Origin of the sequence: Streptococcus halichoeri (assembly GCF_009870755.1) — a bacterium.
Taxonomy (GTDB): Bacteria; Bacillota; Bacilli; order Lactobacillales; family Streptococcaceae; genus Streptococcus; species Streptococcus halichoeri.
On sequence record NZ_WLZU01000001.1, the window covers coordinates 161250 to 182811 of the forward strand.

The 21562-nt window shown below is 43.8% G+C and carries 17 protein-coding genes and 1 pseudogene; 11 read left to right on the forward strand and 7 right to left on the reverse strand.

Annotation, left to right across the window (positions count from 1 at the left end; all coding sequences use genetic code 11):
• Window positions 1-163 precede the first annotated feature (163 nt).
• The 4 genes from GWD08_RS00730 to perR all read left to right on the forward strand — a co-directional run bounded on the left by GWD08_RS00730 (window position 164) and on the right by perR (window position 6041).
• The gene (locus GWD08_RS00730) at window positions 164-1723 is read left to right on the forward strand and encodes an LPXTG cell wall anchor domain-containing protein (protein WP_159563903.1); all 1560 of its coding nucleotides are present in this window, start codon (window positions 164-166) and stop codon (window positions 1721-1723) included.
• 494 nt (window positions 1724-2217) lie between these two features.
• The gene (gene polA, locus GWD08_RS00735) at window positions 2218-4860 is read left to right on the forward strand and encodes a DNA polymerase I (protein ID WP_159563904.1); all 2643 of its coding nucleotides are present in this window, start codon (window positions 2218-2220) and stop codon (window positions 4858-4860) included.
• A gap of 229 nt (window positions 4861-5089) precedes the next feature.
• Window positions 5090-5518 (forward strand): CoA-binding protein, encoded by a 429-nt coding sequence (locus tag GWD08_RS00740; RefSeq protein ID WP_159543393.1) that lies wholly within the window; start codon window positions 5090-5092, stop codon window positions 5516-5518.
• 64 nt (window positions 5519-5582) lie between these two features.
• Window positions 5583-6041, forward strand: a complete 459-nt coding sequence (perR, locus tag GWD08_RS00745; RefSeq protein ID WP_159543391.1) for a peroxide-responsive transcriptional repressor PerR — start codon at window positions 5583-5585, stop codon at window positions 6039-6041.
• A 104-nt stretch (window positions 6042-6145) separates the two neighbouring features.
• On the opposite strand, the gene GWD08_RS00750 is transcribed toward perR, so the two are convergent.
• Window positions 6146-6928, reverse strand: a complete 783-nt coding sequence (locus tag GWD08_RS00750) for a DUF975 family protein (protein ID WP_159563905.1) — start codon at window positions 6926-6928, stop codon at window positions 6146-6148.
• A 521-nt stretch (window positions 6929-7449) separates the two neighbouring features.
• Here GWD08_RS00750 and GWD08_RS00755 point away from each other — a divergent pair.
• The 6 genes from GWD08_RS00755 to tadA all read left to right on the forward strand — a co-directional run bounded on the left by GWD08_RS00755 (window position 7450) and on the right by tadA (window position 12507).
• Complete coding sequence (locus tag GWD08_RS00755) at window positions 7450-7593, forward strand: hypothetical protein (RefSeq protein WP_159563906.1); 144 nt, start codon at window positions 7450-7452, stop codon at window positions 7591-7593.
• Between the two features lie 127 nt (window positions 7594-7720).
• Window positions 7721-8473, forward strand: a complete 753-nt coding sequence (locus GWD08_RS00760; RefSeq protein ID WP_159563907.1) for an ADP-ribosyltransferase — start codon at window positions 7721-7723, stop codon at window positions 8471-8473.
• A gap of 436 nt (window positions 8474-8909) precedes the next feature.
• Window positions 8910-10052 (forward strand): tRNA guanosine(34) transglycosylase Tgt, encoded by a 1143-nt coding sequence (gene tgt / locus GWD08_RS00765; RefSeq protein WP_159563908.1) that lies wholly within the window; start codon window positions 8910-8912, stop codon window positions 10050-10052.
• 509 nt (window positions 10053-10561) lie between these two features.
• Entirely contained in the window at window positions 10562-11095 is a 534-nt protein-coding gene (locus GWD08_RS00770; RefSeq protein ID WP_159563916.1) for a biotin transporter BioY, read from the forward strand.
• A gap of 105 nt (window positions 11096-11200) precedes the next feature.
• The gene (locus tag GWD08_RS00775; RefSeq protein WP_159543381.1) at window positions 11201-11977 is read left to right on the forward strand and encodes an MBL fold metallo-hydrolase; all 777 of its coding nucleotides are present in this window, start codon (window positions 11201-11203) and stop codon (window positions 11975-11977) included.
• 35 nt (window positions 11978-12012) lie between these two features.
• Window positions 12013-12507, forward strand: coding sequence for a tRNA adenosine(34) deaminase TadA (gene tadA / locus GWD08_RS00780; protein ID WP_159543512.1), 495 nt, complete (start codon window positions 12013-12015; stop codon window positions 12505-12507).
• Between the two features lie 239 nt (window positions 12508-12746).
• On the opposite strand, the gene GWD08_RS00785 is transcribed toward tadA, so the two are convergent.
• The 6 genes and pseudogenes from GWD08_RS00785 to GWD08_RS00810 form a co-directional block, all read right to left on the reverse strand.
• On the reverse strand, window positions 12747-14393 hold the full coding sequence (locus GWD08_RS00785; RefSeq protein WP_159563909.1) for an LPXTG cell wall anchor domain-containing protein: 1647 nt from the start codon (window positions 14391-14393) through the stop codon (window positions 12747-12749).
• A gap of 660 nt (window positions 14394-15053) precedes the next feature.
• On the reverse strand, window positions 15054-15149 hold the full coding sequence (locus GWD08_RS00790) for a type I toxin-antitoxin system Fst family toxin (protein WP_159543377.1): 96 nt from the start codon (window positions 15147-15149) through the stop codon (window positions 15054-15056).
• Between the two features lie 601 nt (window positions 15150-15750).
• Window positions 15751-16097, reverse strand: a pseudogene (locus GWD08_RS08875) (type II toxin-antitoxin system RelE/ParE family toxin).
• Window positions 16087-16374, reverse strand: coding sequence for a type II toxin-antitoxin system RelB/ParD family antitoxin (gene relB, locus GWD08_RS00800; protein ID WP_159563917.1), 288 nt, complete (start codon window positions 16372-16374; stop codon window positions 16087-16089). Before relB ends, GWD08_RS08875 begins: the two are co-directional and overlap by 11 nt.
• A gap of 366 nt (window positions 16375-16740) precedes the next feature.
• On the reverse strand, window positions 16741-18258 hold the full coding sequence (locus tag GWD08_RS00805; protein WP_159563910.1) for an LPXTG cell wall anchor domain-containing protein: 1518 nt from the start codon (window positions 18256-18258) through the stop codon (window positions 16741-16743).
• Window positions 18259-18523: 265 nt separating this feature from the next.
• A complete protein-coding gene (locus GWD08_RS00810) occupies window positions 18524-20287 on the reverse strand; it encodes an LPXTG cell wall anchor domain-containing protein (RefSeq protein ID WP_159563911.1) in 1764 nt (587 codons plus the stop codon).
• Window positions 20288-20763: 476 nt separating this feature from the next.
• Between GWD08_RS00810 and GWD08_RS00815 the strand changes: the two genes are divergently transcribed.
• A partial coding sequence (locus tag GWD08_RS00815; protein ID WP_159563912.1) for a transposase occupies window positions 20764-21562 on the forward strand: 799 nt, incomplete at its 3' end.

Genomic DNA, 21562 nt, shown 5'->3' on the forward strand with positions numbered 1-21562 from the left:
TAGCAAGATAGATGCGGCAAAAGATGAGTATTTTCCTTTTATTTTACCGTTTTTGCCATTAATTTAAGATAACCAGAAATTCCTGACCTTAACTTTATATATATATACTGTTCTTTACTGCAAAACGGCAGATAAATGAATAAACTAAGGAGATAAGAGGAATATGGCAAAAGGTCATTGGGGCAAAAAAGCAGTACTAGCCAGCCTAGTCATCAGCGCGGGCTTGTTAAGTGGGCAGGGGACAGTGAAGGCGGATGAAGCATTTGAACAAGAAAAGAAAGTCTCCTTACAATTAGCTGGAGATATTTCATCACTTTTTAATAGCATATATGAATTAAACCGTAGAATAACTAGTGCTCAACAGACTACTAACGAAGCAAATGTGTTAAGACAAATTAATAAAGAAGTAAAGGAAGACTTAGCTAAAATAACTAAAGCAGATGTTCTAGATCGGGCTTTTGACGAAATGGTTAAATACAAGGACGAGCGAGATACACTACAGAGCCAGCTAACTGAAGAGGAAAAAGCATTAACTATTCTTAAACAAGAATTAGAAACAACTAAAACGGAAAATAAGGAAGAAAAAGCTAAGACTAAACAGCTTTCACAAGATTTGAAGAATACCACGCAACAGTTGAGTGGCCTTAGAGATCAATTCCGTCTTACCGTAGAAAAAGATGAAGCAGATAAGAAAAAGCTAGAAGCTGAACGTGATGCTATTAAAACGCAGTTGACAGATTCTAACAAAGCTAAGACTGAGCTTGAGGCAAAGATGAAAGCGCTTCAAGCTCAGGCTGACGAGACTGCTCAAAACTTGCAAGCTGAGGTAGAAAAAGGCCAAGCTGCTGTTAACAAGCTAACTTCTGAAAAGCAGGCTGCTGAGACTCAGGTCGCTGCACTAACGGCTGAAAAAGAGCAGCTCAGCAAGGCCAAAGCAGAAGTTGAGGCTAAGCTGCAAGACCAAAGCAAGCTCAGTGAAGCCGATAAAGCTAACCTTCAAGCTCAATTAGCTGATGTGCAAGCAAAAATCACTGAAAAGGAAAACGCTATCAAGGGTCTTGAAAGCAAGCTAACTGAAACGACTGATAATCTTAAAAACTTAAGCAAGCTCAGCGCTGAGGACAAGGCCAAACTCCAACACGAACTGCAAGACTTGATGGCGAAGCTCGACATGCTTAAGAAAGAGCATGAGAAAACGCCTGACATGCCTCAGACTCCTGAGACGAAGCCTGAGGATCAGCCAAAAGCACCAAGCACGCCAGAGACTCCTCAAAACCCAGAGGTTACACTGCAACCTAAGCCTGCACCAGAACCTAAAGTTCCTGAGGAAAAACCAGCTGAGCCGAAAGCTCCAGAAACACCGCAAGCTAAGCCAGAAGCTGGCACAGACAAGCCAAGTGCCCAAACTCCACAGGCTAAGCCTGAGAAACACAGTATCCCATGGACGGCGCTAACACCGGCTGCTCCAAGCAAGGATGCCAACGCTAAGAATGCCAAAGATGACAAGACCACACAAGCACCAGCTGACAAGCAAAACAAAGGCAAAGCTTCTGCTAATACAGCAAGCCAAGCAGCACCAGCTGTTCAGTCAGTACCAGGTGGCAAGCACAGCGCCAACCAACTACCTGCCACTGGTGAGGCGGCTACTAGCTTCTTCACGGCAGCTGCTCTGTCTGTCATGGCTTCTGCTGGTGTCCTTAGCCTCAAGCGCAAGAAAGACTAAGCACCGCTGTCATCGGCAAGCCAATTTCTACTCCTTTTCCTATAAGTAAGCTAGGGACCACGCTCCTTGGGCGCTAGCTAAGACTCAATCCACATCAAAACCCTTCTTGCCACCAGCAGGAAGGGTTTTGCCGTTCTGTGATGGGCCTAGGACTAGTGCCCGGCAAAACTATACTGTGGCTGCCTTCCCTAAGCCTCATCACCAAAAGCTAGCTCAGACCACCGCCAAAGGTAGTCCGAAAAAAGCTTTTGGTCCAGGCATTCTCATCAACAATGTTATGTCCACAAAAAAAGGTGGCCTACGTAGCGGCGAGCCAATCACCCACCAACAGGCCAGATTTATGAAGTTTTCGTGAAAACGTGTCCTGGTCTGCAATCAGCAGCACGGACTTGCCTGTTGTTTTGTCCTGATGCCACCAGGCACACTTGCGTTCTGCTTCTTGACAATGTCGCCATAATTACGCCTCCTAGCTAGAGGTGTGTTATAATAGAAGCATGGAAAACAAGAATAAATTACTCTTAATTGACGGTTCTTCTGTCGCTTTTCGCGCCTTCTTTGCTCTCTACAATCAGATCGATCGTTTTCGCAATGCTTCTGGCCTACATACGAATGCTATCTATGGCTTTCATTTGATGTTGGACCATATGCTCAAGCGGGTCCAGCCCACGCATGTCCTTGTGGCCTTTGATGCGGGTAAGACCACCTTTCGCACTGAGCTCTTTGCCGACTACAAGGCTGGCCGCGCCCAAACGCCGGATGAATTTCGCGAGCAGTTCCCCTATATCCGTGACATGCTGAGTGCGCGTGGGATTCCTTTTTATGAACTTGCCAATTATGAAGCCGATGATATTATTGGGACTTTGGATAAAATGGCTGAGCAGACAAAGACACCCTTTGATGTGACCATTGTCAGCGGTGATAAAGACTTAATCCAGCTGACTGACGAGAATACTGTGGTTGAGATTTCTAAAAAGGGAGTGGCCGAATTTGAAGAATTCACGCCGGCCTACCTCATGGAGAAAATGGGGATCACACCCGAGCAATTCATCGACCTAAAAGCTCTCATGGGAGATAAGTCTGATAATATCCCAGGGGTCACTAAAATTGGCGAAAAAACGGGCCTCAAGCTCTTGCACGAGTATGGTAGCCTAGAAGGGATCTATGAGCAGCTCGATAGCTTTAAAGCCTCTAAAATGAAGGAAAACTTGCTAAAGGACAAGGAAGTGGCGTTCTTGTCCAAGAAGCTTGCGACCATTAACACCCAGATTCCCTTAACCATCAGCTTAGATGATTTGTATTTCACCGGTCCAGATGTAGACAGACTGGCTGCTTTTTATGATGAGATGAACTTTGTCCAATTCAAAGCCGGCTTAGCCAAAGACTTGCCCCAACCAGCAAGGGCTCAAATCGACTATCAAGTGGTTACGACCTTAAGTGCTGAGCAATTTACCCAAGACACGGTGTATTATTTTGAAGTGTTGCGGGAAAATTACCATCGTGAAGCAATTATAGCCTTTGCCTGGGGGACAAAAGAGCAGATTTTTGTGTCAAAAGACACCAGTCTTTTGACTTCGGACCTTTTTAAAACGGCGCTTAGTCAGCCGATTGCGACCTATGATTTTAAACGCAGCAAGGTGCTTTTGAGTCATCTGGGAGTGGATTTGCCTGCTGCAGCCTATGATGCGCGCCTGGCCAACTATCTCTTGTCCAATGTCGAAAACAATGAGATGGAGACGATTGCTCGCCTGCATACGGCAATTGATCTAGCCGCTGATGAGGAAGTCTACGGCAAGGGCGTAAAACGAGCAGTGCCTGCAGATGAGCAGCTCTTTGAGCATCTGGCCAGAAAGATTGCCGTCTTGGTAGCCAGTCAGCCCGTCATGCTAGATAAGCTCGCCGCTCACCAGCAAGAAGAGCTTTATTTTGGGATTGAGTTGCCCTTAGCCAATGTTCTAGCTAAGATGGAAATTGCAGGCATTAGTGTGAATAAGGCAACGCTTGAGCAGATGGCGCAGGAAAATCAGCTGGTGCTTGAGCAGCTAACCCAAGATATTTATGAGATGGCCGGTGAGCACTTCAATATTAATTCCCCTAAACAGCTGGGCAGTATCTTATTTGAAAAAATGCAGCTGCCGCTTGAGATGACCAAAAAGACCAAAACCGGCTACTCAACAGCAGTTGATGTTTTGGAGCGTCTGGCACCGATTGCACCAATCGTGGCCAAGATTCTTGATTACCGGCAAATCAGCAAACTGCAGTCGACCTATCTTATTGGCCTGCAAGATTACATCATGGCTGATGGTAAGATCCACACCCGCTATGTGCAAGATTTGACCCAGACTGGTCGACTATCTAGTGTTGATCCGAATTTACAAAATATTCCCGTTCGCTTGGAACAAGGTCGCTTGATACGTAAGGCCTTTCAACCTTCTGATCCTAAGGCTGTCCTGTTAAGCTCAGACTATTCCCAGATTGAGCTGCGGGTCCTAGCTCACATCTCTGAGGATGCGCATCTGATTAAGGCTTTCCAAGACAATGCCGATATTCATACCGCAACAGCCATGCGTGTTTTTGGCATTGATAAACCAGAAGACGTCACGCCAAATGACCGCAGAAATGCTAAGGCAGTTAACTTTGGCATTGTTTATGGCATTTCTGATTTTGGCCTGGCCAATAACCTAGGCATCAGCCGCAAGCAAGCTAAAGACTATATCACAACTTATTTCGAACGCTACCCGGGCATTAAAGATTACATGGATAATGTTGTACGCAAAGCCAAAGACAAAGGTTATGTCGAGACACTCTTTAAGCGGCGCCGTGAGTTGCCAGACATCAACTCGCGTAACTTTAACGTGCGCTCCTTTGCTGAGCGCACAGCCATTAACTCGCCCATCCAAGGCAGTGCCGCTGATATTTTGAAAATTGCCATGATTAATTTGGACAAAGCCCTGACAGAAGGTGGCTATGCTAGCCGTATGCTCTTGCAAGTCCATGATGAAATCGTCTTGGAAGTGCCAAATGATGAGCTGGCGCAGATTAAGAGTCTGGTCAAAGAAATCATGGAAGCTGCAGTGACTCTAGTTGTGCCCTTGCGTGCTGATGAAAATGCCGGCAAAACCTGGTATGAGGCTAAGTAGAGAAAAGCCTGCTGCTACGTTAGCTTACAGGCAAGACCTGCCTTTAGCTCAGCTAGTTTTGGCCAGCTGGTCTAGCTGGCTGTTCTGGTTTGCTGGCTCAGTTAACACTGACTCAGCTAACTAAGCTTGCCCTGATTCAGCTAGTAGCTCAGCCTATTTCTGCCAGCGTGCTGCCTCCAGCTTGCCTGCTGTAGTTTTTGTATTTGCAAAAAAGAAAAGAGGAAGTGACATGTATCAGTTTCACAATCCGAGCGATCAGCTCATCACAGATTACCTTCAAAAAGCGCGGCGTATCGCAGTGGTTGGCTTGTCCAACAGACCAGAAACCGCCTCTTATCAAGTGGCCCAATTTATGCAGAGTAAAGGCTATGAGATTATCCCGGTCAATCCCCGATTAGCGGGTCAAACTGTCCTTGGCCAAGTGGTTTATGCTCAGCTAACAGAGGTGCCTGAGCCCATTGATATTGTTGATGTTTTTCGACGCAGTGAGGCCCTACCTGAGGTAGCCAGGGCCTTTAGCCAAACAAAGGCCAAGGTCTTTTGGGCCCAATTAGGCCTGTTTAGTCAAGAGGCTGCCCAGTACTTGTCCCAGGCTAACCGCCACGATGTGGTGATGGATAAATGCTTGAAGATCGAATATCTAAGACTATTAGGCTAAGGGTCTAGGCCCTTTGTTTTTACTGTGGCTCTGTGCTATAATGAAAAAAGATTGGAGATCGCTTATGGACATTCATTCACATCAGCAAGCTCTAGATGCCTATGAAAATGTCTTGGAGCATCTAAGAGAAAAGCATATTCGCATAACGCAGACGCGCAAGGCAATCATCTCCTATATGGTGCATTCAACTGAGCATCCCAGTGCGGATAAGATTTATAAAGATTTAAAAGATGACTACCCCAACATGAGTTTGGCAACAGTTTATAATAATTTGAAGGTGCTCGTTGATGAAGGGTTTGTCACTGAAATCAAGATTAGCAATGATTTGACAACCTATTATGATTTCATGGGGCATCAGCATGTCAACATTGTCTGTGAAGTCTGTGGACAAATTGCGGACTTTATGGACGTTGATGTTATGGATGTGGCCAAAGAAGCCCACGACCAAACTGGCTACCGGGTCAACCGGATTCCTCTGGTTGCCTATGGTATTTGCCCTAAGTGCCAGGCTAAGGGGTATTAACCCTATCAAAAAACTTGATCGCAAGGACTGCGACCAAGTTTTTTAGTATTTGCTCAGGCTAGAAAAGCGTGCGTGAATCCGGCCTCTAAATGCCCCGAAAGCCTTTAGCTAGCAGCTCGGCTTTCTTCTAGAAGGTTTTGGTAAAAAATCGCTGTGCTGGTCAGATAGTAAGGCAAGACATAGAAGTAGAGAATGCCAAAGCTTAAAAAGACGAGCACAAACCAACCAATAAAGCTCAATTGAAAGAGGAAAAAGCGCCATTTGTGTCCCTTCATTAGGCTTTTGCTGGCTTGGATGACAGCTAGCGGACTTTGGTAGTGACTTGTCCTTATCTGATCATAAAAAAGGTATTCACTCATGCTATAAGACAGCTCCTTGATGATCCGTACGCCAAGGCCAATCAGGCTTAAAATAATCCCCGCAATCAAGAGGCTATTAGCATCATAGGCCAAGCCCTCAAAGTTTTTGCCATACAAGAGGGGATAAATGCCAAAAAGAACAAGCGTCAAACCAACCATTAGTAGCAAGGACCAGACAGCCAATAAGAGAAATTTAACCACCTCTAGCGCTAGTAAGTGCCAAACATAAGGGCGCGTCAAAGCAATGATATTATCACCGTGACGGATGGTGGTTTTTCGTTTACGAATGACCTCTAACATGGTAAAGGTGGCCGAGCAGGTCAGATAAAAGGTTAGCACTCTTAATAAAATCGGAAAGTAGGAAACCCCAGCCGAGATAGAGATGTTTTGTTCGACCAGGTACTTTTGGTGAACTTGGATTGTAAAGGAAAATAAGCCAAGCAAAATGGGGGCAAGAAAGAGGATAAATTTGCCAGGCAAGTGCTTGAGGGTTTCTTTTGCATTTTGTTTTATTACTTTTATCGTCATGGAAAAACTCCTTTGCCATATTATAGCATAGTTACAGCAGGCTTGAAAAGCTTCAAAAAACCAGGTCAGAATGACTCCTAGAGGCTGCTTAGGACCATTGTGAGCCTTTTTATAAACTCCCGTTGCCAAGTAGGCTTTATAGCAAGTTCGCTGGGTCTAGCAAAGGCAAGCCTCTCAAAAATAGAACCAAAGCAAAAACACAACCTGTAACAATGCTTAGAAAAAACCCAATCCCAGAAAATGGCCACATTTTTAGTAAAATACTGGTGACCAGACGAATGCGACTCTGAAACATACTGATAAATAGACGAGATTTGGCTCGAAGAAGTGCTCTGTTTGGCAAAATCGCTGAGCAGTTTTTTGCATTGCGAATCAGCTAGGTCTTTTAGGTTAATAGGGTGTTTATACTGCGCTTTTAAAAATTTGTGTTAGGTTTAAATTTTAGTGGCCCTCTTAAAAAATGTTCTTTCATTCCCTTTCTGAAAAAGGTAATTTAAGATTTAATTTCAAAAGGAGGAATGATGAATACAGAATTACTACTGTTACACGCCCTATTTGAAATGGGCACCGTAACTGATGTGCAAGCACAAGTTGATAAAAACCAAAGCGTTTGGGGCTTTAGTGATGATTGGCAGCCAGAAAGAGCAGATCGTCCGACAGATTAAGGTGTGGTGTTACTCACACCCTGTCAACAGTCACCCCAAAAGTAAGCAAAAAAAAGCTTAGCTTACCACTTGGTAGTACCTGCTAAAGCCATTGTGGAAGGTCAAAGATATATAAAAGGATAAAGAGATGAAGAAAAAAGTATGCCAACTAGTGCTTGCTCTCGGTTTGCTAAGTGCATTAGTTGTTGGTCAGCCCTATAGTTTGGCTAATGGTCCCTATGATGAAACCGAGTCAGTAGTATTTGAGGGAGATAAGACCTATTTTAAATTCCTAGATTCTGATGTTACCAATACAATCATTAATGACCGCTGGTCAGGCAAGATTCACTTTACAGAAGATGAAAAAGTGATGATGAAGGCTTATACTTATAACCAAGCAACGCCAATCAATACCAGTATTGACCAGGTTAAAGGGAATATTCAACAATTATCACCTGAGCTGCAGCAGGCCGTCAGGCTCTTAGATCAAGCTACTCATAAGTTAGTGATCCCCTGGAATATTATTATTTATCGTTATGTTTATGAGGATTTCCTATTGGATTTAGGGCTCACGCGGGATGACTTAGCAAAATATTATAAGAATGGGCAGTTCGACCCAGAAGTGCTTAATAAGATTAAGGCTGGTACTTCATATCTCAAGTATAGTTTTATGAGCACCACAGCGATGCAAAATGCCGCCATGCCTCATAGGCCGGTTGAACTCCGCATTCGCGTTAGCCAGGGCGCCAAGGCTGCCTATGTTGCCCCCTACTCCTTTTACCCCTATGAGCTGGAACTCTTACTACCAAGACAGAGTGAGTTAGAGGTAATCGGCGCAACCTTATCAGCTGATAAGAAACGGCTTAATATTGAAACCAGCCTTAAAGGCAGCCTGGAATAGCAGCTAGTGCCTTGCCAGCTAGCCGTTCTTTTGCCGCCTGGCAGGCGAGCAACCTCTGTTAGACCTTTCTGAGTCTAGCTGTCGCTGTGTTTGGCCTGAGCCCAGCTGTGCGTTTTGTCCGGCTTCAGCTGCGCGTGGCCTCAAAGCCAGCCAGGAAAGCCCAGTCCCTAACCGTTTGTTTACCTGGATGTCCTTTTTAGCTGCTCCACCCAGTTAAAGCTAAGGGACATGAAGGTATTGAGGCGGTTTTTTATTGTCAAAAATTCTAGGAAAAAGCTGATATTCTAGTTCAAACAAGGGCTAGTCTCAAAAAAGGCAGGCAGAAATTTTATGACTTTCATATAGCTGAACGGCTGTTTTTTTGGTAGAATAAGAAAGCTCTTAGAAGTAGTAACAAAGATTGCACAAGACTGTTTATCTTGAAAGCGAGGAAATAATGACAGAAAGTCCGATTAGATACCGACTCATCAAGAAAGAAAAGCACACAGGAGCGCGTCTTGGTGAGATTATCACGCCGCATGGCACCTTTCCAACACCTATGTTCATGCCGGTTGGTACCCAGGCTACCGTTAAAACCCAGTCACCCGAAGAGCTTAAGCAGATGGGCTCAGGGATTATCTTGGCCAACACCTACCATCTCTGGTTAAGGCCAGGTGATGAGCTTATTGCGCGGGCAGGTGGTTTGCATGCATTTATGAATTGGGATCAGCCGATTTTAACGGATTCCGGTGGGTTTCAAGTGTATTCTTTAGCAGATTCACGCAACATCACCGAAGAAGGGGTCACCTTTAAAAACCATCTCAATGGGTCAAAGATGTTCCTATCCCCTGAAAAAGCTATCGCTATTCAAAACAATCTAGGTTCTGACATCATGATGAGCTTTGATGAATGCCCACAATTCTACCAGCCTTATGATTATGTCAAAAAGTCTATCGAACGAACCAGCCGCTGGGCAGAGCGTGGCCTCAAAGCCCATGGTCGCCCCCATGACCAAGGTCTGTTTGGGATTGTCCAAGGGGCTGGCTTTGAAGATCTTCGCCGTCAGTCGGCTGCTGATCTGGTTGGCATGGATTTTCCTGGTTACTCCATTGGCGGGCTGGCTGTTGGTGAGTCTCATGCAGAAATGAATGCCGTTTTGGATTTCACCACGCCCTTGCTGCCAGAGAACAAGCCCCGCTACTTGATGGGGGTTGGGGCACCTGATAGCCTGATTGATGGTGTGATTCGTGGGGTGGACATGTTTGATTGTGTCTTGCCCACGCGGATTGCCCGCAATGGCACCTGCATGACCAGCCAGGGTCGGCTAGTGGTCAAGAATGCCCAATTTGCAGAAGACTTTACCCCGCTTGACCACAATTGTGACTGCTATACCTGTCAGCATTACAGCAGAGCCTATCTGCGTCATCTCCTAAAGGCAGATGAAACCTTTGGTATTCGCCTGACCAGCTACCATAACCTCTACTTTTTGGTTAACCTGATGAAGCAGGTGCGCCAAGCAATTAGGGATGACCAGCTTTTGGAATTTCGAGCCGACTTCTTGGAACGCTATGGCTACAACAAATCATCCCGGAATTTCTAAGTCTTACCAAGACCACTGCCATTAAAAACCAGCCTTGCTTGTGACTCTCTAGTGAACCTGCATTTGGACTGGTCCTGGCAGTCTGCCCTTATCTGTCTGGCTATGTCCGCTGTTGCGACTGCCAGGCTGATTGCTGGCGCTAGCTACCTGTTGACTTCGGCTGCTACTGTGATTCTGGTGGAGCTGATTGTGTCCGCTGTTGCTAATGTCAGACTACTTTAACAGCCATCAGAAACCTCAAAGAAATCAGAAATCATCAAGGAGCCATCTCAGAAGATCTGGCTTCTTTTTGTCTATCATCTTTGTTAACCTTTGTGAAAAATCAAGTTGACAAACAAGCCCAACTCCATTAGACTAAAAAAAAGACGGCAAGAGCTAGCATCCCAAAGCGCTCTGCGCGCTCCTTTGTTAAAAAGCCTACCCAGGTTTTATCGGAGTCAAGCTCTGTTTGGGACCCTAGCATCAGCATGCCGCTTATTGTTTATGATGTTTTTATGATGGAGGATGATATGTTTACCACGCGTGATGTAGCCAAAATAGCTATGATGACAGCTCTAATCAGTGTTTTAGGCCTGATTCCGGCCATTCCCCTAGGTTTTATTCCAGTGCCTCTGGTGCTGCAAAACCTTGGGGTTATGCTTGCTGCTTTGCTTTTAGGTGGCCGCAAAGGCAGTCTAACCATTATCTTGACCCTGCTCATCGGATGCTTTATTCCGATTTTTTCTGGTCACACCACGACCCTGCCGCTTTTAGTCGGTCCAACTGCAGGCTATGTTCTGGCATGGCTCTTGGTGCCTTTGACCTTTGAGGGCTTAACCCTGCTAGCGCCAGCTAGTGGCTTTGGTCGGACCTTTGGCTATATCTGGCTGAGCGGCGTTTTGCTAGTGGATGTGCTCGGAGCAGTCTGGCTGGCAGGCCATCTAGGGATGCCCCTAGACAAGGCCCTAGTCGCTAACCTCGCCTTTGTGCCTGGCGATACTATCAAGGCCCTCTTAGCGACCCTTATCGCCCAAAGACAAGCCAAGCTAGGTGGTTCTTTCTAGGAGCTTGCCCCTCTCTCAAGCACTCCCTTCCACTTGCTTTTAGCCGCCACCCCAGCGCCTTTTTGCTATTTTTGCTATAATAGAAGGTAAAAGGAGCGTGCAATTATGAAATTAACAACCTTAGGATCTTGGGGTGGCTATCCCTATCAAGATGGCGGAACCACCTCGTATTTAATCACTGGGCACGACGGTTTTCACCTGCTTATGGATGCGGGTAGCCGTGCCTTAACCGAATTAGAAAAGGAAATCAGCCCCCTGGACCTGGATGCTGTCATTATTACCCACTATCATCCAGACCATGTCGCTGATTTAGGTGTGCTGCGCCACTATCGCCAGCTCTACCCTAAGCACCTGTGGCAGCCCAAAGTCCTGCCCATCTATGGTCATGATGCCGACCAGCATGAGTTTGCCAAATTAACCATGCCAGAAGTCTCAGAAGGCCGTGCTTACAATGTCAACGGCACAGAGACTATCGGACCGTTTGAGATTACCTTTATCAAGACAGTCCATCCGGTGGTCTGCTATGCTTTGCGGATTGTTGAGCGAGCAACGGGTCAGGTCTTGGTCTTTACTGGCGACACGGGTTATTTTGCTGAGCTGGCTGATTTTGCGCGCGGTGCGGACCTCTTTTTGGCGGACGTTTATTTTTATGAGGATGTGGCTAACCATCCTGCCCACCTCTCCTCCAAAGAAGCAGGGCTAATTGCTAAGGCTGCTGGGGTTGGTAAGCTAGTCTTGACCCATGTACCGCCTGTCCCACCGCAAGGGATTGACCCTAAAAAGCACCTGGAGGTTTTACAGCAAGAGGCAACAAAGTATGCGGCCGGGATTCCGGTGGAGCTGTCCTTACCGCATCAAAGCCGTGAGGTAGGTAGTAAGTAGTGAGGGAATATAGCCAAGCAGAAAAGATAGCCTTTATGCGAGAGGCACTCAAGGAAGCGGAGAAATCCTTGGCCCAAGCCGAGATTCCGATTGGCTGTGTTATTGTCAAGGATGGCCAGATTATTGGTCGCGGGCATAATGCCAGAGAAGAGCTTAACCAAGCCATAATGCATGCCGAAATGATGGCCATCAGTGAGGCCAATGCGGCTGTTGGCAACTGGCGCTTGCTGGATACCACCTTGTTTGTGACGATTGAACCCTGTGTCATGTGTAGTGGGGCGATTGGGCTGGCTCGCATCCCCCAGGTCATCTACGGAGCTGCCAACCAAAAATTTGGCGGGGCGCAGAGTCTGTATCAGATCTTGACAGATCAGCGCTTGAATCATCGCGTTGCCGTTGAAAGCCAGCTCCTAGCAGAGGAGTGTGCCGCCTTGTTGCAAAGCTTTTTCCGGCAGCGCCGATTGGCCCATCAGACAAAAGCAAAAAAACCAAGCTCAGACCAGCAAGAGCAGCCTGCTGCGGACAGGTAAGCAGGAGTAGAAGCAGTGGTCCAGCCTTAGCTAGCCAACTAGCTAAGGTAAGAGCCGCAAAGGCGAGTGAGGACAAAAAAGCAGCCAAGCACTTGATCGTGCTTGGCTGCTTTTGCATATTTGCATGAAATTAGGTATGGTTGCGGAAGTCTAGGAGAGAGACTAGCTCCGGTTTTAAACTATTTTAGTCTGATAGAAGACTCTGGCAGCACTAGGATTGACTAGCACGGAAAAAGGGGCTAGTTTTCTTTGCGTCTAGTAGCAAGTACACCAGCAGAAGCAATGACAGATAAAGCAGCCACGGTGAAGAATGGGTTAGCTGTAGCTTCACCAGTTTGTGGCAAGTGCGCAGCAGTGTTTTGTGTACTTGGCGCTGCCATGTGTGGCGCCGCAGGCGTTGCTGCGTGGTGGGCTTTTGGTGCGACTGGTTTGCCTTTGCCTGGTTTTTCTGGAGTGCGTGGTTTGCTTGGCTTCACTTCCGGAATAGCAGGAGTCGGAGCCGGCTTGATTTCCGGTTTCTTCGGCGTGCTTGGTTTGTCAGTTTCTGGTGTTTGTGGTGTTTGTGGTGTTTGTGGTTTAGCTTCCGGAGCTTGAGGCAGCTCTGGTGCTGGTTTAGGAGCAGGCGTTACCTCTGGCATTTGAGGTACGTCTGGCTGACTTGGAACTTCTGGTTTGCTTTCCGGCTGCTTCGGTTCAGCTGGTTGGTCCTCAGGTTTAGTTTCAGCCAGCTTGCTTTCAAGACCCTTGATAGTAGCTTCTTTATCTTTGATTTGAGATTGGACATCAGCTAATTGCTTTTCAAGCTTAGCTTTTTCCTCTTCGCTAAGTTTGCTTTGGTCTTTAAGTTTAGCCTCAATGTCAGCTTTTTGAGCTGTTAATTCTGCTACTTTAGCATCAGTCTCAGCTTTTTCAGCAGTAAGCTTATCGAGAGTAGCCTTGCTTTCATCAACTTTGGCTTGTAGTTGGTCAACTTCAGCTTGTTTTTTAGCTAAATCTGATTGGAGTTTCGCTTTTTCTTCTTGGCTACGCACCTTGTCTGATGCTAATTCTGCTTTTAAGTCATCAATATTTTTTTGATCAGCATCAAGTTGTGTCTGTAGCCTATTCTTTTCTTGTGTGGTCGTCGCAACTTGTTGAGTAAGAGTTGTAACGCTATCTTTACTAGCCTTCAAGGCTTCAGAAACTTTTTGTGATTGAGTTTCAATGTCTTTTACTTTAAGGGTTAACTCTTTATTAGCTTCTTCTAATTGAGAGGAGAGCGCTTTACTATCGGTTTCAAGTTTAGCTAACTCAGCTTTTTTATTATCAAGAGCAGTTCTTAGTTTTTCTTGCTCTTCAGAAGCTTTTTCAAGTTTAGTATATATTTTCTTACCTTTTTCGCTAAATTCTTTGACATTATTAACAGCATCTTCAAAACCTTTAAGGCGACGTTTAACTTCCTCTTCAACTAGACTTCTAAAAAATATTTTTCCGGAACCACCATAAGTTGGAGTTAATTGGAACAAGCCTAATCCCTTCAGATTTCTGAAGTAAGCAACACCTCCATTAGAAGGTGCTTCCAAGTACTCTATATCATTTAAGGGAACATCCTGGTTGTGATTAGCGTATGTCGTGGGATACAACATACCTCTATATAATTTTAATAAGTAATTAGTATTAATACCTTCTATAGCAGCTTTAATTTTTTGAGTACGTTCTTTTGTATCAGATTCTCCTGATAAAAAACCTAATTCTGTACCTTCTATGTTAAAATGTTGACTAGCAATAGTGCTGTCTACATCAAAAATAGTGTTATCTGCCTTTACACTCTCTTGTCCACTCAACAATCCTGCACTGATGGCTAGAGTAGCTAGTACGGCCTTCTTGCTCCAATGACTTTTCGCCATATTCTTTAATCTCCTTTTCGTTTCTAAGCTTTTTTACAGCACCCATCAGTATATATATATATATATATACTTAAGGTCAGGATTTGCCGGGCTTATAAACTTATGATTGTAACAAGAAAGGCTTATTTAGCAGCGTTTCTGATGCTTATTTTTTCTATTTTTTAAAAAAGGGTGCGAGTAGATTGTGCTGTTTTAGTTGCTCCTTCTGAGTCCTCGCTTACAGTCATAACTGCCACTGACTTCAATTTTATTATTTTTAAAATCTACATCATGCTCTCTGAGAGCTAAGAGCTCGCCAATCCCTAGGCCTGTCAAGGATAAAACGTGAGTCACAATAACCATACGCTGATTCTTTATCTTTAAAGAAATCAACAACTTATCTGACTTCATCTTTATTCAGATATTAACGATAAAATACGCTTGTCTATGTGTTTGGCGGTATCAATCGTTGCTTGTCTCACAGTTATGTGTAAAACAAGTCAACATAAAAATGTGATTTGTTTACTAACTTTCTTATTTACAAGTTCTTTGACAATTGAATACTGTATATGTTATGATTTAGGTGAAGTGAAGATAATTTCGTCGCACATAGGCGAATATAAAAACCCCTTGCAAAATCCTACAAATGCAAGGGATTTTTTCTATTTTGCAATAGAAGCACTAATCAGCACTGTCATCAAGCCATTTCTGGATTAATAACAGGATTATTCCAACCAATAGCGGTGCGATGATAGTTGTGAAGATAATTTCGCACATAGACGTCACCTCCTTAGCTAAGGCAGGTATAGTAGTGCCAGTCAATAATTATATCATGTACGTTATCAATTGGATAGCGTACTTTTTTGTTTAAAAGTACCAAACACCACCTAGCCGCTATCTAGATGGTGCTACGGAAATTATTCTGTTCAATTAAAAACACCTCCCGTTATTATAAATTGATATGTACCCCTTTTACTGGACTAATCCAGTGAAAGGTTTTTTTGTATGAAATATAATTATACGTTTAAGTTAAATGCAGTAGAAATGTAGCGAACAGGACAGTAGATTGATACTCCAGATGGTATTGGGCAAAAAAACTTTAGAAAAAGAATTGTGCAGTGGTCAGGAATTGCCGGGCTTATAAACTTATGGTTGAGAAATAAGAAAGCGCTTTAATCGCTGATGTGATGGGATTTTTTAAAAATCGCAGTAGCAGTTCAAGCCAGCAAAAATGACCTTTCCGTGAGTTAATTGCGGAAAAGTCATTTTGTTAATCACCCAGTTTTTTATTGTCAAGTTGCAAAGCTACTGTAATCCGCTTTCTAAGCGTCTCAGCCACTTAAAACTTCAAAGCCAAATCTTATTCATCTTAGTGGCCTTATTTCTTCTTGAGCAATTGTATATAGCTTTGCTTGCTATGGATAATGTCAGATAAAAAGACCATTTTTTGCTCTTCTAAGATGTGGTAGAAGGCTAGGTATTCCCCTAAAATCATGCCCCGCGTCTCATAGGGCGAGTAGATGCTTGCTCCCACTCTTTCGTCTGCCTTAAAGCCTGCTTCTGGAAAACTTTCAAGGCGTTCTAACCCATAAAGAATATTATTAACGGTGTTAGCCCCCCCTGATCTGAAAAGTATGCCGTTGCAATAGTGTTTTTAATAGCCTCGAGCTGCTCTTATACGGTTTTGGGGATAATAAGGCTGTAAGTAATGTCATCAGATACCAAGATTAGCCCTCACTTCGTTAAGCTTATAAGTTCTACGATTTTCCAAGTCGGCAAAACTTTGAGCAATCTCAGAACGTAGTTCTGCTAATAGTTCCTGCCGCTCCTTATCTGCGCTAGTTTCAAATGGTAGGGCCTTATTTTCGACAATGCTCTCTAAAAACAAGTTAAAGCTAGCTGTCATATCAAGGTTTTGGGCGGTGACAATAGCTTTCGCTTTTTCTAGCAAAATACTGTTTGTTTTAAAATTCACCTGTGTATTTTTTTCTAAAACGTGCATCATAGCATCTCCTTTGACAATCATTATATCATAATCTCAGACAAAACTATATGGAGCTACTTTTAGATAGATTATAGCTTGCTGCTTTCTTGTCATGCGTGCTGCGAAAGTTTGCCTACAGAAATTTTCCTTTTAAAGCTTCTTAGTCAGTCTGTTGTTGCTGAACGCTGATCAACTGATGCCTGGGGGCACCGCTCTTACAGCCAGCTAAGCAAAAAACTTTCCACGCTAGGTATCGTGGAAAGCTTGTCATTGGAATTGGTTTTTAGAGTGAGGGCTGATAGGAGAGAGCGGCCCCCTTTTTGCTTTGAAAGGATTATAGAAGAGTGGCAGTTGTGCCAATAGCGTGGCTAGAAAGGCAATTGACTAGTCTTCCTTGCGTTTAGTGGCGAGGACGCCAGCAGAAGCCATGATAGATAGGGCTGCCACAGTGAAGAATGGGTTGGTCGCAGCATCACCTGTTTGTGGCAATGGCGCAGCAGTGTTTTGTGTTGCCATGTGTGGAGCCGTAGGAGTTGCTGTGTGGTGTGCTTTTGGCGCCGCTGGATGAGCCTTACCTGGTTTTTCCGGAGTGTGTGGTTTGCTTGGCTTCACTTCTGGAATAGCAGGGGTCGGAGCCGGCTTGATTTCCGGTTTCTTCGGCGTGCTTGGCTTACCAGCTTCAGGTGCGTGTGGCGTTTGCGGCTTAGTTTCCGGAACTGGTTGAACCTCTGGAGTGCTTGGTGCTTTTGGTTTATCCTCAGGTTTCACTTCAGGCACTTGAGGTGTTTCCGGAGTACTTGGTGCTGTGTCATGCTCCTGCTGTTTGAGGGCGTCAAGCTGACCTTCAAGCGACTTGATTGAAGCATCTTTTTCAGCGATTTTGCTTTGAATATCAGCTAATTGTTTTTCAAGCTTCGCTTTTTCCTCTTCACTAAGTTGACTTTGATCTTTTAGCTTCGCCTCAATCTCAGCTTTTTCACTTGTCAAGCTGTTAACTTTCGCCTCAGCCTCTTTTTTCGCTTCTTCAAGAGCTTGAAGTTTCTCAGATGATTCAGCAACTTGGGCTTTCAGACCATCAACTTCAGCTTTTTTAGCATCTAATTGTGCTTGCAGTTTCGCTTTTTCTTCTTCAGAGAGTTTTCTATCTGAGGTGAGTTGTTGTTGAAGGCTGTCTAAATTTTTCTGACCTTCAGCCAATTTCGCCTGTAAATCATTATTTTGATTAGTAGTTTCAGCAACTTGCTCATGTAGGGCCTTAGCTTCATCTGCTGCTTTCTTCGCTTGAGCTTCTAAGTCTTTTGTTTTAGCTTGAAGGTCGTTGTTGGTTTGTTTAGAATCCTTAAGTTGAGTAGCAAGTGTTTCGCTTTCAGTCTTTAAGGTTTTACTTTCATCTTCGACCTTAGCTAACTTTTTTTCTAAGTCAGTTTTGACTCTTTGCGCCTCTCTATCGTTTTCACGCCAATTTTCAATAAGACTTTGATATTTTTCACCACGTCTTAACATCTCATTTAGAATCATTTCGGGGAAGAGATCTTTATTCCAGTTCATCGAAGTAGGGGACAATAGAGCATACAGACCAGAATTAGTGACTAAATCATAGATTGCTTTTGCTTGTTGGTCATCTGAGTACATAGACTCTCTAAAAACTCCTTTAAATAAGGAAACCAAGTCTTCGGTTTTAAGTTTTGAGAGTATAGATTCTACATTTTTATTAACTTGTAGATGCTGTCTTGGTAATTTATAGGTTTGACTTAAAGCGCCTTCAGTAGTTAAATCGAAAATAGTTTTATCAAATCTATCTGTTGGTGGTTCTGTTGCCTGAGTTGTACTTGTCACCAAAACGCTTGCCCCTAGCATGAGTGATGCGAGGACCGCCTTTTTGCTCCAATGGTGTTTTGCCATATTAAATTAATCTCCTTTTCATTTCTAAGCTTTTTACAGCAACTACCAGTATATATATATATATACTTAAGCTCAGGATTTGCCGGGCTTGCAAAGTTATGATTAAAGCATTAGGAAGCGTTTTAAATGCTTATGTTAAGGGATTTTGAGGAATGACAACAGCAGTTAAAGCGAGCAAAAATGACCTTCCACGGGAAGTGTGGAAAGCCATTTTGTTAATCACTAAGGTTTTATCTTACGGAGTAGAACTGTCATCCAAATCTGACTAGTCTTCTTTGCGTTTAGTGGCAAGCCGACCAGCAGAAGTAAGGACAGATAGAGCTGCCATGGTGAAGAATGGGTTGACACTGTCACCCGTTTGTGGCAATGACGCAGCAATGTGTGCACTTGGTGCTGTCTTAGCAGTATGTGCTGCTGGATTTGGTGTGCTAGTAGAAGCTACCTTCCTCTTGTTTGGTTTGTCAGCTGGTGCGGCTTTGCCGTCTTTGCCATTTTTGGCGCTATTTCCTTTAGCATCGGTGCTTGGAGTCGCTGGGGTCAACGCTGTCCAAGGAATACTGTGTTTTTTAGGCTCAGTTTGCGGAGCCGCTTGACCTGGTTTGTCTTTGTCTGTTTCAGGCTTGACTTGAGGTGTTTCTGGAGCTTTCGGCTCAGCTGGTTTTTCCTCGTGCTTAGCCTCAGGAACCTTAGGCGTTTCCGGAGTGTTTGGAGCTTTGTCCTGCTCTTTTTTGAGTGCTTGAAGCTGAGCATTTAGAGCATCTAACTCTTTTTGCAGTTTGGCTTTTTCTTCGGAGCTGAGGCTGCTTAAGTCCTTAAGTTTAGATTCGACTTGAGCTTTTTTGGCTGCTAAGTCAGCCAATTTAGTTTCGGTATCTTTGACTTTTTGTGTGCTTGTGTTTAACTGCTCTTGCAGCTTACTAATATCAGAGTCTTTAGCCTTGATTTTGCTATCAAGATCTTTGATTTTCGCATCCAACTCAGCCTTTTCTTGCTCACTCAATTGGGTCTGACTCTTCAGCTGCTCTTGGATAGTAGCCTTGTCCTTGGTGAGTTGCTCTTTTTCAGCAGTTAAGGCAGAAACCTGACTCTCAGCCGCTTGCTTTTCAGAGGTTAGCTTGTTAACAGTTGCTTGGCTTTCTTCTACCTTAGCTTGCAAGTTAGAAACTTGCGCTTTCTTAGCGTCTAATTCGACTTGCAGTTTCGTTTTTTCAGCAGTGTTTTGAGAATCAGCATCAGCGAATTTTTGTTGAAGATTGGTTAACGCAGTTTTTTCCTGGTCGAGCTGTTTTTGCAAAACATCTTTTTCTTTGGCGGCATTTTCTACATCATTTGTAAGGCGTCTAACGCGAGTTTTAGTCTCGTCTAGTTCTTCTGAGGTTAGCTTGGTTTTAGCTTTCAAGTTTTTTATTTGCTCGGTTAATTCAGCGTTAACCTTGTTAGAGTTATCAACCTCAGATTTAAGTTTATCACGCTCAGACGTTAATTCTTTAGCATCTTTGTGAGCTTGTTTGATTTCAGAAGTTAGCTCAGTATTCTTCTTTTTAGCTTTTTCTAAGTCCTGGAAGTGAGTCACCATTGCCTCTTCCAAAGCTTTATTTTCATTTATTAAATGATGATTTTGTGAGTCCAATCTATCGGCTTTTTCTTTACTAGTAAAGTACTCCTTTAATGCCACTTCGAAAGCATCTGATTTACTTTCTAAAGCTTGTTTGGTGTTATGTAAGTCGTCTGTCACTCTTTGCAGTTCTTTTTTATGAGTTAATTTTTCAAGTTTGTTTTCTACGTTCAAATTTTCATCGCTTAATAGTACTGCGTCTTTTCCAGAAAAGCTTGAAACCACTTTATCAGCTTCTTTCTTAAGATTTGTAACCTCACTTAGAAAATGACTTATTTCCTCTTTTAGTTTATATGCACGTTGAATTTCTTTTTGTTTATCATATGCCTTCACTGTCCCCTGTCCGCTCAATAATCCTGCACTGATGACAAGCGTGGCTAGGACCGCCTTCTTGCTCCAATGGTGCTTTGCCATGTTTTCTAATCTCCTTTTCATTTATAGCACCCATCAGTATATATATATACTCAAGGTCAGGCAATGCCTGTATTTTAAAAAAGATGAACAGAGCTGTAGATGAGGGCTTTGGCGAAGGTGGCTAGGAGCTGCTGTTTCAGGGGGTTGGTCCTGGGTTTCGGTTGGTTGATGGCAGCGAGGTTTGGGACTTTATTCCGGTCAATTCTGTGGGAGTCTGGCAAGGAGCAGCTGCTCTTTTTTAAAAAAGCAGAGCAGTTCCTGAGCTCGGGGCGGCTGGGCTTGTGTGGCTGGGATGAATCATTCCCGTAGTTAGTTATTCCATAGCCATCATAGCTTTTCAAACCCTCAAAAAAGAAAAATCGCCACGTTAAGTAGCGATTTCAGATTGAAGACAAAGCTCTAGGAATTGATTTTTCTAGGGCTTTTCTTTTTGCCAAGAGTTATAATAAAGATAAGAAGTTCTAGGAGGTCTCAGTATGTTCCACAAAGAAAATCCTAACTATAATCGCCATCAAGTTGGTTTCTATAGTTTAGATGAATTGGTACCTAAAGACCATCTCTTGCGTCAAATTGATGAAGCGATCGATTTTTCATTTATTTATGACTTAGTGAAAGACAGTTATTGTGCGGATAACGGTCGTCCTAGTTTGGACCCTGTCATGTTAGTGAAAATTCCCATGATTCAATGTCTCTTTGGCATTCGTTCTATGCGTCAAACCATTAAAGAGATTGACGTCAATGTGGCTTACCGCTGGTTTCTTGGATTGACTCTAGAAGATAAGGTGCCTCATTTTACGACTTACGGCAAGAACTACAGCCGTCGTTTCCAAGATAAACAAGTCATTGAAGCGATCTTTTCTCATATCTTAGGGCTCTGCCTGAATGCTGGGTTAATTGACCCTACTGAAATCTTTGTGGACGGTACTCATATTAAAGCAGCTGCTAACACTCACAAATACATCAATCAGGAAGTAGAGGCGCAAGCTAAATTTATGAGTGCCCAATTAGAGCGAGAAATTGCCAAGGATAGAGAGAAACACGGAAAAAAGTTGCTAGGGCTCGCCAAAGAAAAAGAGCCCACAAGTAAGAAAATTTCTACAACCGACTCTGATAGCGGTTGGTTTCATAAGGGAGAACACAAACAAGTTTTTGCTTATAATGCTCAAGTAGCTTGTGATAAATATGGTTGGGCACTAGGATACAGTATTCACGCTGGGAATGTTCATGATAGTCAGGCTTTCCCAGAACTGTTTGACCAAATTAAAGCATTACAAC